Origin of the sequence: Pseudorhodobacter ferrugineus DSM 5888, assembly GCF_000420745.1 — a bacterium.
Lineage (GTDB): Bacteria > Pseudomonadota > Alphaproteobacteria > Rhodobacterales > Rhodobacteraceae > Pseudorhodobacter > Pseudorhodobacter ferrugineus.
Window position 1 is genome coordinate 73,399 of record NZ_ATVN01000001.1, and the last position, 14,566, is coordinate 87,964.

The 14,566-nt window shown below is 56.5% G+C and carries 19 protein-coding genes; 15 read left to right on the forward strand and 4 right to left on the reverse strand.

Features of this window, described 5'->3' with window-relative positions; genetic code table 11:
- The first annotated feature begins 76 nt into the window (after positions 1-76).
- Together ubiE and ubiB are read left to right on the forward strand one after the other, a co-directional pair.
- Positions 77-829: a bifunctional demethylmenaquinone methyltransferase/2-methoxy-6-polyprenyl-1,4-benzoquinol methylase UbiE gene (ubiE, locus tag G560_RS0100410; protein WP_022702330.1), complete on the forward strand. Its 753-nt coding sequence runs from the start codon at positions 77-79 to the stop codon at positions 827-829.
- Positions 830-2,359, forward strand: a complete 1,530-nt coding sequence (gene ubiB / locus G560_RS0100415; RefSeq protein WP_022702331.1) for a 2-polyprenylphenol 6-hydroxylase — start codon at positions 830-832, stop codon at positions 2,357-2,359.
- On the opposite strand, the gene G560_RS0100420 is transcribed toward ubiB, so the two are convergent.
- From G560_RS0100420 to G560_RS21180, 3 genes are read right to left on the reverse strand one after another with little or no spacing between them, the layout of a single operon-like run.
- A complete protein-coding gene (locus G560_RS0100420) occupies positions 2,327-3,178 on the reverse strand; it encodes a phosphotransferase family protein (protein ID WP_022702332.1) in 852 nt (283 codons plus the stop codon). The genes ubiB and G560_RS0100420 overlap by 33 nt on opposite strands.
- 58 nt (positions 3,179-3,236) lie before the next feature.
- Positions 3,237-3,890 carry a flagellar hook capping FlgD N-terminal domain-containing protein gene (locus G560_RS0100425; RefSeq protein ID WP_022702333.1) on the reverse strand — a complete coding sequence of 218 codons (654 nt, stop codon included), beginning with the start codon at positions 3,888-3,890 and terminating at the stop codon, positions 3,237-3,239.
- A gap of 24 nt (positions 3,891-3,914) precedes the next feature.
- On the reverse strand, positions 3,915-4,349 hold the full coding sequence (locus G560_RS21180) for a flagellar hook-length control protein FliK (protein ID WP_211215439.1): 435 nt from the start codon (positions 4,347-4,349) through the stop codon (positions 3,915-3,917).
- Between the two features lie 1,486 nt (positions 4,350-5,835).
- Between G560_RS21180 and G560_RS0100435 the strand changes: the two genes are divergently transcribed.
- The 6 genes from G560_RS0100435 (at position 5,836) to G560_RS0100465 (ending at position 9,883) form a co-directional block, all read left to right on the forward strand.
- Positions 5,836-6,144, forward strand: a complete 309-nt coding sequence (locus tag G560_RS0100435) for a rod-binding protein (RefSeq protein WP_028913561.1) — start codon at positions 5,836-5,838, stop codon at positions 6,142-6,144.
- Entirely contained in the window at positions 6,137-6,475 is a 339-nt protein-coding gene (locus G560_RS18145; RefSeq protein ID WP_022702336.1) for a hypothetical protein, read from the forward strand. The genes G560_RS0100435 and G560_RS18145 overlap by 8 nt, the downstream gene beginning before the upstream one ends.
- 222 nt (positions 6,476-6,697) lie before the next feature.
- A complete protein-coding gene (locus G560_RS0100450) occupies positions 6,698-8,230 on the forward strand; it encodes a flagellin N-terminal helical domain-containing protein (protein WP_022702337.1) in 1,533 nt (510 codons plus the stop codon).
- Between the two features lie 83 nt (positions 8,231-8,313).
- The gene (gene flaF / locus G560_RS0100455) at positions 8,314-8,688 is read left to right on the forward strand and encodes a flagellar biosynthesis regulator FlaF (RefSeq protein ID WP_022702338.1); all 375 of its coding nucleotides are present in this window, start codon (positions 8,314-8,316) and stop codon (positions 8,686-8,688) included.
- Positions 8,685-9,089 carry a flagellar biosynthesis repressor FlbT gene (gene flbT, locus G560_RS0100460; RefSeq protein ID WP_022702339.1) on the forward strand — a complete coding sequence of 135 codons (405 nt, stop codon included), beginning with the start codon at positions 8,685-8,687 and terminating at the stop codon, positions 9,087-9,089. The genes flaF and flbT overlap by 4 nt, the downstream gene beginning before the upstream one ends.
- 59 nt (positions 9,090-9,148) lie before the next feature.
- Positions 9,149-9,883: a DUF1217 domain-containing protein gene (locus tag G560_RS0100465; RefSeq protein ID WP_338053568.1), complete on the forward strand. Its 735-nt coding sequence runs from the start codon at positions 9,149-9,151 to the stop codon at positions 9,881-9,883.
- A 9-nt stretch (positions 9,884-9,892) separates the two neighbouring features.
- Here G560_RS0100465 and G560_RS0100470 read toward each other — a convergent pair whose 3' ends face one another.
- Entirely contained in the window at positions 9,893-11,212 is a 1,320-nt protein-coding gene (locus G560_RS0100470; RefSeq protein ID WP_022702341.1) for a FliI/YscN family ATPase, read from the reverse strand.
- Positions 11,213-11,296: 84 nt separating this feature from the next.
- Here G560_RS0100470 and G560_RS0100475 point away from each other — a divergent pair, with 84 nt between their 5' ends.
- From G560_RS0100475 to flgA, 7 genes are read left to right on the forward strand one after another with little or no spacing between them, the layout of a single operon-like run.
- Entirely contained in the window at positions 11,297-11,680 is a 384-nt protein-coding gene (locus tag G560_RS0100475; RefSeq protein WP_022702342.1) for a FlgB family protein, read from the forward strand.
- A gap of 3 nt (positions 11,681-11,683) precedes the next feature.
- Positions 11,684-12,064 (forward strand): flagellar basal body rod protein FlgC, encoded by a 381-nt coding sequence (gene flgC / locus G560_RS0100480; RefSeq protein WP_022702343.1) that lies wholly within the window; start codon positions 11,684-11,686, stop codon positions 12,062-12,064.
- 12 nt (positions 12,065-12,076) lie between these two features.
- On the forward strand, positions 12,077-12,367 hold the full coding sequence (gene fliE, locus G560_RS0100485) for a flagellar hook-basal body complex protein FliE (protein WP_022702344.1): 291 nt from the start codon (positions 12,077-12,079) through the stop codon (positions 12,365-12,367).
- A complete protein-coding gene (locus tag G560_RS0100490) occupies positions 12,364-12,633 on the forward strand; it encodes a flagellar biosynthetic protein FliQ (protein WP_022702345.1) in 270 nt (89 codons plus the stop codon). Before fliE ends, G560_RS0100490 begins: the two co-directional genes overlap by 4 nt.
- Positions 12,633-13,343 (forward strand): flagellar hook-basal body complex protein, encoded by a 711-nt coding sequence (locus G560_RS0100495; RefSeq protein ID WP_022702346.1) that lies wholly within the window; start codon positions 12,633-12,635, stop codon positions 13,341-13,343. Before G560_RS0100490 ends, G560_RS0100495 begins: the two co-directional genes overlap by 1 nt.
- Before the next feature lie 9 nt (positions 13,344-13,352).
- Positions 13,353-14,138 (forward strand): flagellar basal-body rod protein FlgG, encoded by a 786-nt coding sequence (flgG, locus tag G560_RS0100500; RefSeq protein WP_022702347.1) that lies wholly within the window; start codon positions 13,353-13,355, stop codon positions 14,136-14,138.
- Positions 14,138-14,560, forward strand: coding sequence for a flagellar basal body P-ring formation chaperone FlgA (gene flgA / locus G560_RS0100505; RefSeq protein WP_022702348.1), 423 nt, complete (start codon positions 14,138-14,140; stop codon positions 14,558-14,560). The genes flgG and flgA overlap by 1 nt, the downstream gene beginning before the upstream one ends.
- The last annotated feature ends 6 nt before the right edge of the window (positions 14,561-14,566 follow it).

Sequence of the window (14,566 nt, forward strand, 5' to 3'; positions counted from 1 at the left end):
GGCGCATTGCAGCGCGGCGTCATCACCCTATAAAGAGAGGTGAGCGACCAATCGCAAGAGTGCAGTGAGCAGGGCCATGACCGATAGTACCGATAAAACCACGCATTTCGGATTTCAAACTGTTGATGAAGGCGCCAAGGCCGGAATGGTGCATGGCGTGTTCACGAAAGTGGCCAGCAAATACGATGTGATGAATGACGCTATGTCATTCGGGATCCATCGGATCTGGAAAGATGCGATGATGGATTGGTTGGCCCCGCGTCCGGGGCAAAAGCTGTTGGATGTAGCGGGGGGCACTGGCGATGTGTCGTTCCGGTTCCTGAAACGCGCGCCGGGTGCGCATGCCACCGTTTGCGATATGACCGAAAGCATGTTGGTTGAAGGGCGGCAACGGGCCGAGGCTGTGGGCAACCCAGAGGCGCTGGATTGGGTTGTGGGCGATGCGATGGCGTTGCCATTCGCGAACGCCAGCTTTGACGTTTACACGATTTCCTTTGGCATCCGGAACGTCACGCGGATTGGTGATGCGCTGCGCGAGGCCTACCGCGTGTTGAAGCCTGGGGGGCGGTTGATGGTGCTGGAGTTTAGTCAATTGCCGAATGACGCGATGCAAAAGGCCTATGATCTGTATTCGTTCAACGTGATCCCCGTGATGGGGCAGGTCATTGCGAATGATCGCGACAGCTATCAGTACCTTGTTGAAAGCATTCGAAAATTTCCAGATCAAGAGACATTCGCGGGGATGATCCGTGAGGCGGGATTTGACCAAGTGAAGTACAGAAACCTGACGATGGGTGTGGCGGCGCTGCATTCGGGATGGAAACTGTAAGTGCGCGGCCCGCATAACATAATCCGGCTGGTGCGGACGCTGGCCACGCTGGAACGCACCGGCGCGATTGGTGTGGTTTTGGAGGCGTTTCAAGCGCCGCCACGGCTGCGGTTTGTCGCGCGGGTGTTGGGTTGGCCGTTCAAGTGGTTGGGGTTGAAGGGTGATCCCGCGTTGCCACCAGCCACCCGCGCGCTGACGGCGCTGGGGCCTGCCTATATCAAGTTTGGCCAGATCCTTAGCACGCGGCCCGATGTGGTGGGCGATGAGTTGGCGTTGCAGTTGAAATACTTGCAAGACAAGCTGCCGCCGTTTCCGGTGGCCGTGGCGCGCGAGATGATTGCCGCCGAACTGGGCGAACCTGTGGATCAGATATTTTCCGCCTTTTCCGACCCTGTGGCGGCGGCGTCGATTGCGCAGGTGCATCGGGCGACCTTGGCCGAAACGGGCGCAGAGGTGGCGGTCAAGGTGCTGCGGCCTGGGATTGAACGCGCGTTTCGCAAGGATATTGATGCGTTTTACTTTGCGGCGGGGGTAATCGAGTTTTTGTCGCCTGCGTCGCGCCGGTTGCGGCCGATGGATGTGGTGACGCATTTTGACGGCGTGGTGCAGGGCGAGTTGGACTTGCGGCTGGAATCAGCGGCGGCGGGTGAATTTGAGGCGAACACGCAAAAGGACGGTGGCTTTCAGGTGCCCAAGCCGATTTGGCATCTGTCGGGGCGTACGGTTTTGACGATGGATTGGGCCGAGGGCATAAACCTGGCCGACAATGACGCGATTGATGCGGCAGGTATTGACCGCAAGCTGCTGGCGTCACGCGTGTTGCAGCTGTTTTTGCAACATGCCCTACGCGACGGATATTTCCATGCCGACATGCATCAAGGCAACCTGAAGGTGGCTTTGAACGGCAATATCATCGCCTATGACTTTGGGATCATGGGGCGGCTGGATGAATATACCCGCCGCGTCTACGCCGAGATTTTGTTCGGCTTTATCCGGCGCGATTATAGGCGTGTGGCCGAGGTGCATTTTGAAGCGGGCTATGTGCCTGCCGACCGCGATATTGATGAATTTGCACGGGCGTTGCGGGTGGTGGGCGAACCGATTTTTGGCATGGATGCGACGCGTATTTCGATGGCGCGGCTGTTGGCCTATCTGTTTGAGGTGACAGAACGGTTTGGCATGGAAACCCGTACTGAATTGATTTTGCTGCAAAGAACCATGGTTGTCGTCGAAGGTGTTGCGCGGGGGCTGAACCCGCAGACGAATATATGGCACGATGCGCGGCCTATTGTTGAGGGTTATATCAAGGACAATGTGGGGCCAAAGGCCTTGCTGCGCGATTTACAAAAAACGGCTATGGTGCTGGCGCGGTTCGGGCCAAAACTGCCGCGACTGGTCGAGGCGCAATTGGTGCGGCAATCGCGCCCTGATGTGCCGCCGCCTGAAGCTGCGCGTTTGCACCCAGCGGTTTGGATGGTTTTGGGGGCCGGATTGGCGCTAGCCGGGGTTTTTCTGGGTCAGACGCTGTAGGGCTGTCAGTTCCAACTGTAATGCTGGCGCATAGTCGGGTGCGTTTTGCGACGCTTTCCACAGGCAATGTGCCGCCATGCGCCAATGGTACAACGCCGCAAGTTGATCATAGCGTTGGACGGTCTGTGGCGGCAAGGCGGCACGGAAAACCGCTATCTCATCTAGTGTTAGCGGGCTGCCACGGTAAAGGACCTGCATGGCTGGCGACAGGAAGGCCGCAATATCTTCGGTTGGATCACCGATTAGGGGGCACTGCCAGTCAATCAGGGTTATGTTGCCTTTGTTAACGATCAAATTGCCTGCCACCAGATCGCCGTGAATTAGGCAGGTGGGGCCCGAGGGAACCTGAGGATCTGGCGGCGCTGGTGGCAAGGTTTTCGGGCACAGCGCCGCGATGGATTTGGCCTGTTCCAACAGTTGGGTGCTGCCGTTTGGTCCTGCGCGAAAGGCGTGAGTGGGGGCAGGTATTTGGTGCAAACGTGTCAGGATGTGGGCCACCAATTCAGTGCCACTTTGCCACGCGCTGCCAGGGCAATATTGATACGCAAGCCATCCTTGCCCTTGCGCAAGCAGAGTGGGCACAAACCCGTGCGGCGCGAGAAGCTGCAAGGCGGCGGCTTCGGCTGCGGGGTCATTCGGAAAAAGCGGGCTGTCGCCATTCGGTTGAAACTGTTTGACGATAATGTCGCCCAACCGCCAGACTGTATTGACCCGCCCCCCCTGCAACGGTTGCCAAACTGCGCCCTGTGTTGGCAATGCCAGATCGACTGCGATTCGCAGGGTCTGAGGCGGGATCTGGTTGGGATATTGCAAGGTCATGGCGCGCGGACGCTAGCCTAGCCGTGGTGGGTTCGGCAAGTGTGCCCATGCGCCTTTATTAATTCAGGCTGCGCAGCGCGGTGATCTCTTCCGCCGACAGTGACACGCCGCCTGTCAGAATGAAGCGAGGGCCTGTCGGGCTGGTTTGCACCTCTTGAATGCGCGCATAATGTTCGACGGGTGTGGCGGAGATTTGTACATCGTCACTATAGCTTTCAAGGCTTAGGCTGTAGGTGCCATTGGGCAATGCTGCGCCCGTGATATCCTTTCCGGTCCAGGAATAAGAGGTCGCCTGCACAGGGATATCTTCGCGGGAAACCGTGCTGCCAGCGCTATCTTTTACCACCAAAATCGCGCGATCGGCACCTGTTTCGGCGTTGGGTGATAGGGTGACTGGAGTCCCATCCATGAAAACGGGTGCCGCGCTCCGCGCCTCTTGCCCGACCCAAGGGGCGAGTTGGGCCAAGCCTTGCGCGCCCATCAGTCCTGCAAGCGCATCCAGTTTTTTGTTGGTCAGGGTTTGCTGTTCGACGCTGGAAAATGTGGCGAGCTGTACTGCGTAATCAGCCGAATCGATTGGATTCAAAGGGTCTTGGTTTTGGATTTGGGCGGTCAGCATTTTCAGAAAGGTGTCAAAATCAGACGAGATTTTGCTGTTCGCCGAAGATTGCGTAGGGGCTGTAGATTGAAAGGGCGTAGAGGTGATTTCCATTGGAATTCTTTCTTGAGAGATACATTAAACCCGTAGGTCGAGGCCAGAGGATGAGTTTGGTTTTGACTGCTTAATCGGCGCATGTGGGTGTTCAGATGCGCTGATAAAAGTCGTGGTCGACGCGTCTTGCGGCTGCGCTGTTTGGTTGGGCGGGGGATCGCCCCAGCCCCCAAAGCTGAATGAGGCGCCCCCAAAGCCGGATTGGCGCAGATCGGCGCTGAAGCTGTCGCTGTTGCGACGCAGTAATTCCATAGTTTCAGGGCGTTCGGCCTGAATGACGATGCGGATTTTGTCACCATCTGGGGTCATGAAAATCCGTAATTTCCCCAGCTCTTCCGGTGCCATGAAAAGTTCCAGCGAGGTCGGTCTACCAGGTGTGGCATGTTGGCGGATTTGATGGGGCAAGTCCGAGACGGGAACAAGACCGTGTGGCAGGGTGGCAGTGGCTGACTGGACCAACGGTGTTGCTATCGTTATCGGTTGCGTCGCCGCCAAAGCCACACCATCGGAGTGGGTTGCCCGCGCGATCCTAAGCAAAGGGCGCTGCGTGTCTGGCGTCGGGGGGGGCGCGGTTGCAGCCCCGATTGGCAGGGGCTGGCCGGGGTTTGAGGTGGCGTAGGATTGCGATGCCAAACTGGGCCCTGAGGGTGACTCGGATGAATTGGTTTGTCGCAACGAGACCATTTGCGGTGAAGAGCCCGATGCTTGTACCAAGGCCGCAGTCTGATATCTTGAAATCGTCGCTGTGGGGGCCGGGTCGGATCCGCTGACCATTCTTGGGGGCCCTGCGGGCGGTTCCTGTATTGTGTCAGGTGACGTCTCGCTTTTTGGCATTCTGTCTGGCGGACCTGCCTGTTGGGCCGAAACATTGGGGTTTTTAACAGCGGTGGCTGTGTCAACAGCACCCGCAGATGCAGTAAGGCTGTTCCCTTGGGTGACGGTCTGTGAAGCGCCCGATGGCGTGTCTGGGATCACGGTGGCCTGCTTCGTGCTGGTATAGCCCGCGACTGGGTTGGCTGGTAGCAAGCCCGCCACATTAGGCTGGTTTGGCAGTTGATACAGGGCGACTGCCGATACGGCTTGGTTCAGCTTGGAAGGCAATTGCAAGGCATGGTCACCTTGCATCGCAAAGATCGTGTCAGGGTTTTTCTGGACCATGTTCGGATATGGCTGGGCCATAAGGGGCGCAACAAAGGGGGGGGCGCTTTCATCAATTACGGTAGGCGCAGCGTCAGGTTTTTCGGGCTGAAGCGGAGCAAGAATCTGTGCCGAAATGGCTGTGTTTACCAACGACACGGAGTCAGGGGGCTCAAATTTTTGCGCGTCCATTGTTACAGGAGTGAGCGGCAGGGCTGAACTTGCCTTGTGGGTATGGAATTGCTTTAGGGTGATTCCATCGGCTGGAGGCCACTGGCTTTTTGGTAGGGTGGCGGCATCATCCGAATTATTTTGTACCGCCGTTTCATGGAGGGGCAGCATGGCGGCGTCTTGGCGGGTGGTCGCAATGCTTGCGGCCAAGTCTCGGGTGTGACCATCGGTTTCGTGGTCCGCGGAGGGCGTTCCACCGCTGACATCTGCCCCCCCCGGGGGGGCTACGCCGCGCATCGGGGAATTGGGTGGCGACCCTTGGACAGTCACCGCATGCGGGTTTTGCTGCCTCTCCAATTCAATGCTTGGGGCGCCTGAGATTGTTTTTACCTCGGTCGCCGTACCCTTGCCGAAAAAGACAAGAAAAGCACCATCACCCGTCAGGTCCTGCTGACCTTTCCCGTGCCCCTGCGGTGCTGCCTTAGTCTGCAAAATGGCCTGCTGGTCGATACCCGTCATTCTGATTCCGGCTTCTGCCGCCTCTTGTCACGCATCGCCCAACTATCTGCGCAACTGGTTACTGGTTGTTTACTGAAATCAGCCACAATCCAGAAAATGCAACCTAATGAGGACCATCATGACCCTGATATCGCCACCGCAATTAACCGCCGCACTACGTGTGCAGGAGCCCAACCCACTTCGAGAGAAGGCGGCGCAGTTGGAGACTGCTTTTCTGGCTGAAATGCTTGGATTCGCGGGCTTGGGGGCCGCGCGTGAAAGCTTTGGCGGTGGAATTGGAGAGGATCAGTTTTCCTCTTTTCTACGCCAGAAACAGGCCGAGGCGATGGTGACCGCGGGTGGAATAGGCCTGACGGAACTGTTGTTTCAGGCGATGTCGAGCGGTGACTTTGTTGAAATGGGCGAGGATAAGATTGCAAATGAATGAAAGCGCTTTTGACCGGCTTGAGGCGGTTGTTCGTGAAACGGCTGCGGCAATTCGAACTGGAAACCTTGCGGCGATGGGGGATTTGGCAGAGCGCACCGATGCTGCCTTGGCCGAGATTCAGGGCGAAACCGACATTGGCCGGATCGAGGCCCTGCGCGCGCTTGCGCATCGCAACGCGATTGGGTTGGAAGCGGCGGGTCGAGGCGTTCGAGCTGCGCGCCGGCGGTTGACTGAAATCATATCGGCCCGAGGTGGGGTTAAAACCTATGACAACGCGGGGAAAACCCGCAAAATCGGAATGCCGGATGGTTCGTTGAAGACCCGATTGTAGGAAAATTTGTTACGTGTTTTGGTAAAATGCACGTGATTGTTTTTGTTCAAAAATATCGACTTTAGCATTCTGTTAGCGCTTTACGTAGATCAATGGTCTTGCATCCCAAGTGGGGTGGCGCCTTGGCCGAAATGCCAAAGGCAATGGCAAAATGCCCCTCTTGCCATCTGTGGATGGCTTCTCTGCCGTGCGCAAAGCGCCGGCCTTTTGAAGGGACACAATATGTCTTCGATTTTGACGAATAACAGTGCAATGGTGGCCTTGCAGACGCTGAAAGGCATCAACAAGAATATGGGTCAGATCCAGAACGAGATTTCGACTGGTAAATCTGTTGCAACCGCCAAGGATAACGCTGCCGTTTGGGCGATTTCCAAGGTTATGGAAAGTGATGTAAAGGGGTTTTCGGGTATTTCGGATGGCTTGGCGCTTGGGTCTTCGACCATCTCGGTTGCACGCAAAGCATCTGAAACTGTGACGAAACTGCTGACAGATATCAAAGGCAAAGTTGTCGCAGCCCAAGAAGGCAACGTTGACCGTGAAAAGATCCAGACCGATATTTCGGCGCTGCGTGACCAGATAAAATCGGTTACCGGGGCGGCACAGTTCAACGGCCTGAACATGGTAAATGGAACGGAGGATGTCAGCATTCTGTCGTCGCTGGATCGTTCCGGCGGGGGGAGCGTGACAGCGTCGCAGATCACTGTGAACCGGCAGGATTTGTCGACAGGTGCAGGCAAGAAAGGCAACACGGCAGCGGCCACCATTTCCTATGGATCGATTGCAGGGCCATCGGCCACGCCAACCCCTGCAATTACAGGCACGACGACGGCAGCTGCGGGCAAGAATGCGACGATCACCGTTTCTGCGGCGACACCAACCGGCAACAACTTTTCGATGAATATCAATGGGACGGCCATCAATTATACGACTGATGGTATCGTGACGAACACGGCAATGGCAGATTTTTTTGCGGGTGCCGTGAATGCGCTGGGCCTTGAAGGGATCACGGCAACGGCAGCGACAGGGACGTTGACCATTTCCAACACCAATGCCTTTGAAAGTATGGAAGTGGCGGTTCAGGGCGCGCAGCTGACCTATGGCAACGTCAACGGCTTTGCCCATAACGCTGCCAACTCGGTCGTGGAACAGCGGGCGGAGACGGTTGATTTTTCAACCACGGCCGCACCGGTGAATGGTGACAGCTTTACCGTTGGTATTGCAGGCAAGACCTACACCTATACCGCCGGCAAGGGCGAAACGATGGAGGATATTGCCCGTGGCCTGAAGACGGCGATCGATTCAGAGGCAACAACGGGTATCAAAACGGCGGTGCAACAGAACACAACCACAGGGGCATGGTCCTTGGCTGTGGATGATGCAACTGGTTCACGGGCCCTTACCTTGGAGGTGACAAAAGGCGGTGAAGCATCGGGCGGGTTGTTTGGTCTGGATGCAATCGATGTGACCACGAATGACGGAGCAAAAGCGGCGCTGTCCAACATCGAGACCATGATTGGTGCGTCCATTGATGCGGCAGCAGCCTTTGGTTCGGCACAAAAGCGGATTGATATTCAGTCCGATTTTATCAGTAACCTGTCGGATGCACTGAAGTCTGGTATCGGTTCTATGGTTGATGCTGATATGGAAGAAACGTCTGCACGCTTGCAGGCATTGCAGGTGCAACAGCAGCTTGGGGTTCAGGCTTTGTCAATTGCGAATCAGTCGCCGCAGTCGATCTTGTCACTGTTCCGGTAATTTCCGGCTGGCCGGGGCGCCTTGAGTGTGCGCCCCGGTCGCTTTGCTGATTTTCCACCACACCGGAAGGACCTGCTGTGAATATGATGAATACACTTGCGCGCGATGCTTATGCACGTGCCGATGCGCCGGCCCGAAACCCGCGCGCAACAGAATACGAACTCTTCGCACGGATGACCCGTGCCTTGTCGATGGCCTGGTCGCACCGCGAGCAAAATTTTGCTGGCCTGGTCAGTGCATTGCACGACAATGGAAAAATGTGGCGCACGCTGGCGGTGGATGTTGCCGACATCGGCAACGAGCTGCCCTCACCTTTGCGGGCACAGCTTTTCTATCTATATGAATTTACGACCGATCACAGCCGCAAGGTGTTGGACGGCACCGCAAGCGCAGAGGTTTTGGTCGATATCAATACTGCTGTGATGCGCGGGTTGCGCGGCCAGGGTGGTGAACCATGACCGGTCTTGTTTTGAAACTGGGTCCACATGAGCGTGTATTGATCAACGGGGCCGTTATCGAAAACGGTGATCGGCGGTCAAAACTGGCGGTCATGACGCCAAACGCGAATATCTTGCGGTTGCGCGATGCGATCCACCCCGAAGAGGTGACAACGCCCGTGCGTCGCGTCTGTTATATCGCACAGCTGGTGCTGTCGGGGGATGCAGATCCGGGTGATGCCAAGCTGCAACTGTTGCGCGGGATCGAACAATTGAGCCAGGTGCTGACCGATCATGATAGCCGTTTGCAATTAAATCAGGCTACAGCCAGCGTGCTGGAGGACAATCACTATCAAGCTTTGAAGGCGTTACGTAGCCTGTTGCCGCGTGAAGAGCGGCTATTTGCCGCCTGCCCATCATGAGTTTCTCGCCGATTGTTCCATTCTCGGGCTATTCTGGGTGGGCGTTTTTAAAACGGACCATGCCCGCCCAGAAAGAAGCTTTTCAAGCAGCGCCCACGCTCGCGCGGGATGAAGACTATTTTCGCGCCAAGATCGGGTCTGTCAAAACCGCCGAGGCGCTGGTGTCGGATCGCAGGCTTTTGACCGTGGCTTTGGGGGCCTACGGGTTGGAAGCCGACATCGACAACCGATATTTTATCAAAAAAGTGCTGGAAGAGGGCACTTTGGACAGTGGTGCTTTGGCAAACCGATTGGCGGACAAGCAGTACCGCGCTTTTTCGTCCGGGTTCGGGTTTGGCGACTATGCCATCCCCAGCACCCAGCTTTCGGATTTTGCCGACAAAACGCTAGAGGCGTATCGCGCGCGCCAGTTCGAGGCGGCGGTTGGTGAAAAGGACGAAAACATGCGACTGGCCCTGAACGCCGAGCGTGAGTTGAAAACGCTGTCCGCGCGGGACGTCAGCAATGATACAAAATGGTTTACAATCATGGGCAGCGGGCCATTGCGCAAAGTGTTCGAGGGGGCCTTGGGGCTGCCAAGCCGCTTTTCGTCTATTGACCTTGACCAGCAACTGGCAACGCTTAAGGACAAAGCGTCACAATCCTTTGGTAGTGCCGAGGTTTCGCAATTCAGTGACCTCAAGAAAGTTGACGAGCTTGTGCGCAAGTTTCTGGTTCGTAGTGAGGCGTTGGCCAGTTTTTCAGCAACTTCACCGGGTGCAATTGCGCTGACGTTGCTGCAACGCGCGCGATGAGGTGGCGCGCTATCTGCGCGCCAAAGCAAGGCAGGCGTCAAGCCGCTTGAAGCTGTCAGTGATACCCGCAGGCGCGTCTTCGGCTAAAAAGCCGTCAAGCGCCGACCAAACCTTGATTGCAGCGTCAACCGACGGGTCAGACCCTGTTGCATATAACCCGGCCTGTATCATCATTTCGGCGCGTTCATAGGCGCCCAGCAAGCGCCGAGTTTCTGCAATCAGGGCATTCTCATCTGTGTTCGCAGCATCCGGCAAACTGCGCGAGACAGAGCGCAGCAAATCAATCGCTGGAAATCGTCCACGTTCGGCAATGCTGCGATCCATGACGACGTGACCGTCTAGGACCCCGCGCAAGATGTCAGCCACCGGTTCATCCATATCTGATCCTGCCACCAAAACCGTAAACACCGCCGTAATATCGCCAGAGCCTTCAGCGCCCGGTCCTGCCCGCTCGGCCAAAGACATGATCGTATGCGATGTTGACGGTGGAAAGCCGCGCAGATTGCCTTGCTCGCCCGCGGCTAATGCGACCTCACGATGGGCTTCGGCAAAACGGGTGATGCTGTCGGCCAAAAGCAGGACATGTAGGCCTTGGTCGCGAAAATGTTCGGCCACTGCCATTGCAGTCCACATGCAGCGTCGGCGGACAAGGGGGGATTGGTCCGACGTGGCGGTAACAACCACGGCGCGCGCCATGCCTTGCTGGCCTAAAATACGTTCAGTGAATTCGCGCAATTCACGGCCACGTTCGCCGACCAATGCGATCACCACGACGTCTGCATTCACGCCACGTGCAAATTTTCCCAAAAGGGAGGATTTGCCAACGCCCGATCCTGCAAAGAGGCCAATACGTTGGCCACGCACGAGCGGCAGCAAAGTATTGAATACGGCTGTTCCGGTTTCCAACCTTTCGCCCAGCGTTCGGCGTGATGCAGGCGCAGGTGGGGCGCCCCTAAGGGACCGAACGGTTGGTCCAGGCATCAGGGGGCGTCCGTCAATCGGTTTACCGAAGGGGTCGATGATTCGCCCAATCCAGCTGTTGTCGGGCGCAATCTCGGCCCTCCCCACAATTTCGACGGAGTCGTTGATTGCCAAACCTTCGCCGGACCCGTCTTGAAGAACCGTGACGCCGGTTTTGGAGAGTCGCAAAATTTCGCCGCCTATTTGGTTCCCTTCGCTGTGGATAAGGACCCTGTCGCCAAGGCTAGCCCCTTGAGAAAGGCCGGAAATCTTCAGCGTGCCGCCAGTCAGTTCGACAATGCGCCCGACCTGTTTGATGACGTTGATTTGCGAAATCCGGCTGCGCAGGCTTTCAAAAATATCGTTCATTCGGTTCCTCTTCTGTTCACGCTTACCCTTTCTAAAGGAATCACCCTTAAGCCTTAGTGAACTGCACTCGAGGGAGAAGCCCCGATGTTCGAAAAACTAGAGATCACCAGAATGGCGCAGGCTATGGCGGCCCATGCGGGCACACGGATGGGTGTGATTGCCCAGAATGTCGCGCATGCAGACAACCCGGGGTATAAGGCTCGGGACCTGCCGGACTTTGCCAAAACATATGCGGATGAAACAGGCCAAGGGTTGCGGGTAACGCGGGCCGGCCATTTGGGCGCAGGTGGTGCGCTGCCTCTTGAGGCGGTGGTCATGCGCGCGTCTGACGCCCCCAACGGTAACTCTGTTTCGCTTGAGCGTGAGATGGTGAAAGCCGCCGAGGTGCGCCAACAGCATGATATGGCGCTTTCGATTTACCGAGCCACGTCAGATATTATGAAGCTGGCGCTTGGGCGGGGGCGGTAGATCATGGCCGACCTTATCAATAGCCTGTCGATTGCGGCGTCTGGAATGGAAGCGCAGGCCCAACGTCTGCGGCATGTATCCGAGAACATCGCCAATGCGGACACGCCCGGATATCACCGCAAAACCATCAGCTTTCGGGATGCCGTGGATGGCAATGGTGTTGCCGCTGGCCCCGTCCGGCTTGACCGCAGCGAATTGACCCAAATCTATGACCCCGGCCACCCGCTGGCAGACCCATCCGGTCACTATGACGGCTCGAATGTCGATCTGGTGATCGAAATTGCTGACGCGCGCGAAGCGCAGCGCAGCTATGAGGCGAACCTCAGACTATTCGATCAGGCGCGTCAAATGACGCAGAGCTTGTTTGAAATTTTGCGCAGATAAAGGAGATCCAGAATGGATATTAAATCGTCTATTGCAGCACAAACCTATGCGCAGGCCCGTCAGGCTGCGGCCCCAGAGCCACAGTCTGACAGCGCTGCGACGGGGTTTGCAAAACTTGCCGAGAACTTTGCGACCACTCTGATGAACGGAGAGGCGACCGCCAAAGCCGCGATGGTTGGTGATGCCGATCCGCACGCGTTGGTCCAAGCCCTTGCCGCAACCGAAACCGCGATTGAAACCGTGGTGACCGTACGCGACAAGGTGGTTGAGGCGTATCAGGAAATCCTTCGGATGCCGGTATGACGGAAGGGATCATTTTTGATACCTTGCGTCAGGGGCTATGGGTGGCCGTGATGATGTCGGCCCCGCTTTTGGCGATTGCCTTGATCGCGGGCGTGACAGTTGGCCTGTTTCAGGCGCTGACCTCGGTGCAAGAAATGACCCTGACCTTTGTCCCTAAAGTGGGGGCAATGCTCGTGGTGTTCTGGGTCTCAATGAGCTTCATGACCTCTACCCTCATCAGTTTTTTTACTGACCGCATTATCCCTTTGATTGCTGGAGGTTCGTGATGGAAGCTGGGATTTATACAACGCTGACACGGCAATCGGGTTTGATGCGCGAGATGCAAGTGGTTGCCCATAATATTGCGAATATCTCGACAACGGGGTTTCGCCGCGAAGGCGTGGTTTTTTCGGAATATGTCAAGCGGATGGAAGGCGGGCCGTCATTGTCTATGGCGCTTGGCAATGCACGGCATATGGATTTGCGGCAGGCGGGCCTGTCGCAAACCGGCGGCACGTTTGACTTTGCTATTCAGGGCGAAGGCTTTTTCCTGATTGAAACCCCGCAAGGCCAAGCCCTGACGCGTGCGGGCAGCTTTATGCCCAATGCCGAAGGCGAACTTGTAAACCCCGATGAGCATCGTTTGCTTGACGCGGGCGGCGCCCCGATCTTTGTGCCGCCTGATGTAACTGGAGTAGCACTTTCGCCCGATGGCACTTTGTCCGGCAATGGCCAACCGCTGGCACAAATTGGTCTATGGCAGCCAAGTGACCCGCTGAAAATGACTCACGCGGGGGGCACTATTTTCACAAGTGAAGCGGTGGAGCCAGCCGAGGCAACCACACTTCTTCAGGGGTTTGTCGAGGAAAGCAATGTAAACCCAATTTCTGAAATTGCACGGATGATCGAAGTCCAGCGCGCCTATGAGATGGGACAAGGTTTTCTTGAAAAAGAGGATGAACGCATGCGCGGCGTAATCCAAACCCTTGGCCGATAGGAGAGTCGAATGAAAGCGTTACAAATTGCGGCAAGCGGGATGGCGGCCCAACAGATGCGGGTCGATGTTGTGTCCAACAACCTCGCGAATATGTCGACAACAGGTTATAATACGCGCCGAGCAGAGTTTGCTGACTTGCATTATCAACAGCTTGCGCGGCCCGGTACGGTGTCGGCTCAAGATGGATCTATGCTGCCAACCGGCGTTCAATTGGGTTTGGGTGTCAGGGCATCCGCCGTTTCGGTCGTCTTGGCGCAGGGCTCATTGTCAGCAACCGGCGGAGATCTGGATGTGGCGATTGAAGGTAAAGGATATCTAGAGGTTACGCTGCCGTCCGGTGCGACGGGCTATACCCGTGATGGCGGGTTAAAGCGAACGGGGGACGGGTTAATTGTGAACGCAGAAGGGTTTCAAGTGAACCCAGGCATCACGATCCCATCCGATGCGACCAGCTTGTCCATCAATGCACAGGGCGAAGTTTACGCCTATTTCAACACGCAAACGCAGCCGCAGCTTTTGGGCCAACTTTCTTTGACCGGTTTCACCAATGACAAAGGGCTTGAAGCAATTGGGTCGAACCTCTTCATAGAAACGCCGGCCTCTGGTCCACCATCGCAAGGGACAGCGGGGCAGGATGGTCTGGGAACGTTGCGTCAGGGCTATCTCGAGGAAAGCTCGGTCGATGCCGTGCGTGAAGTCACTGAACTTATCAAGGCACAGCGTGGTTATGAGCTGAATGCAAAAGTCATCACCGCCGCAGATCAAATGCTGTCGGCAACCACGCAGCTGCGTTGATGATGCGACTTTTCATGTTGTTTGTCATTCTAGCCTCTCCGGCGTTTCCAGAGAGCCTGATCGCCACACGTATCGTGCGTGCGCAGACACTCTTATCGGATGCAGATGTCACGCTTGTTGCAGCGGAGATTCCGGGTGCTTTGACCAGTTCGGGTGACGCTGTGGGGCTTGAGGCGCGTGTCACGCTCTATCCCGGGCGTGCCATTCGGATCGGAGATGTCGGCCCGCCTGCGTTAGTGGAGCGCAACCAGCTTATAACATTGATCTATAGCGCCGGTGGTTTGGGTATCACGACCGAAGGGCGGGCGCTGGCCCGCGGTGGTGTGGGGGATGTTATTCAAGTGATGAACCTGTCCTCGCGGGCTGTTCTTGCGGCGCAAGTGTTGGGCGATGGCTCTTTGCGCGTTGGCTCAAATCCTTAAGGACTG

Excerpts from the sequence above, each read along its gene's own strand:
- flgA (WP_022702348.1), top strand. The coding sequence starts at position 14,138 with ATGATGCGACTTTTCATGTTGTTTGTCATTCTAGCCTCTCCGGCGTTT.
- ubiE (WP_022702330.1), top strand. The coding sequence starts at position 77 with ATGACCGATAGTACCGATAAAACCACGCATTTCGGATTTCAAACTGTT.
- flaF (WP_022702338.1), top strand. The coding sequence starts at position 8,314 with ATGATGAATACACTTGCGCGCGATGCTTATGCACGTGCCGATGCGCCG.
- G560_RS0100420 (WP_022702332.1), bottom strand. The coding sequence starts at position 3,178 with ATGACCTTGCAATATCCCAACCAGATCCCGCCTCAGACCCTGCGAATC.
- G560_RS0100495 (WP_022702346.1), top strand. The coding sequence starts at position 12,633 with ATGGAAGCTGGGATTTATACAACGCTGACACGGCAATCGGGTTTGATG.
- G560_RS0100465 (WP_338053568.1), top strand. The coding sequence starts at position 9,149 with ATGCCCGCCCAGAAAGAAGCTTTTCAAGCAGCGCCCACGCTCGCGCGG.
- G560_RS18145 (WP_022702336.1), top strand. The coding sequence starts at position 6,137 with ATGAATGAAAGCGCTTTTGACCGGCTTGAGGCGGTTGTTCGTGAAACG.
- flgC (WP_022702343.1), top strand. The coding sequence starts at position 11,684 with ATGGCCGACCTTATCAATAGCCTGTCGATTGCGGCGTCTGGAATGGAA.
- G560_RS0100475 (WP_022702342.1), top strand. The coding sequence starts at position 11,297 with ATGTTCGAAAAACTAGAGATCACCAGAATGGCGCAGGCTATGGCGGCC.
- G560_RS0100450 (WP_022702337.1), top strand. The coding sequence starts at position 6,698 with ATGTCTTCGATTTTGACGAATAACAGTGCAATGGTGGCCTTGCAGACG.
- fliE (WP_022702344.1), top strand. The coding sequence starts at position 12,077 with ATGGATATTAAATCGTCTATTGCAGCACAAACCTATGCGCAGGCCCGT.
- flgG (WP_022702347.1), top strand. The coding sequence starts at position 13,353 with ATGAAAGCGTTACAAATTGCGGCAAGCGGGATGGCGGCCCAACAGATG.
- G560_RS0100435 (WP_028913561.1), top strand. The coding sequence starts at position 5,836 with ATGACCCTGATATCGCCACCGCAATTAACCGCCGCACTACGTGTGCAG.
- G560_RS0100470 (WP_022702341.1), bottom strand. The coding sequence starts at position 11,212 with ATGAACGATATTTTTGAAAGCCTGCGCAGCCGGATTTCGCAAATCAAC.
- G560_RS0100490 (WP_022702345.1), top strand. The coding sequence starts at position 12,364 with ATGACGGAAGGGATCATTTTTGATACCTTGCGTCAGGGGCTATGGGTG.
- flbT (WP_022702339.1), top strand. The coding sequence starts at position 8,685 with ATGACCGGTCTTGTTTTGAAACTGGGTCCACATGAGCGTGTATTGATC.
- G560_RS0100425 (WP_022702333.1), bottom strand. The coding sequence starts at position 3,890 with ATGGAAATCACCTCTACGCCCTTTCAATCTACAGCCCCTACGCAATCT.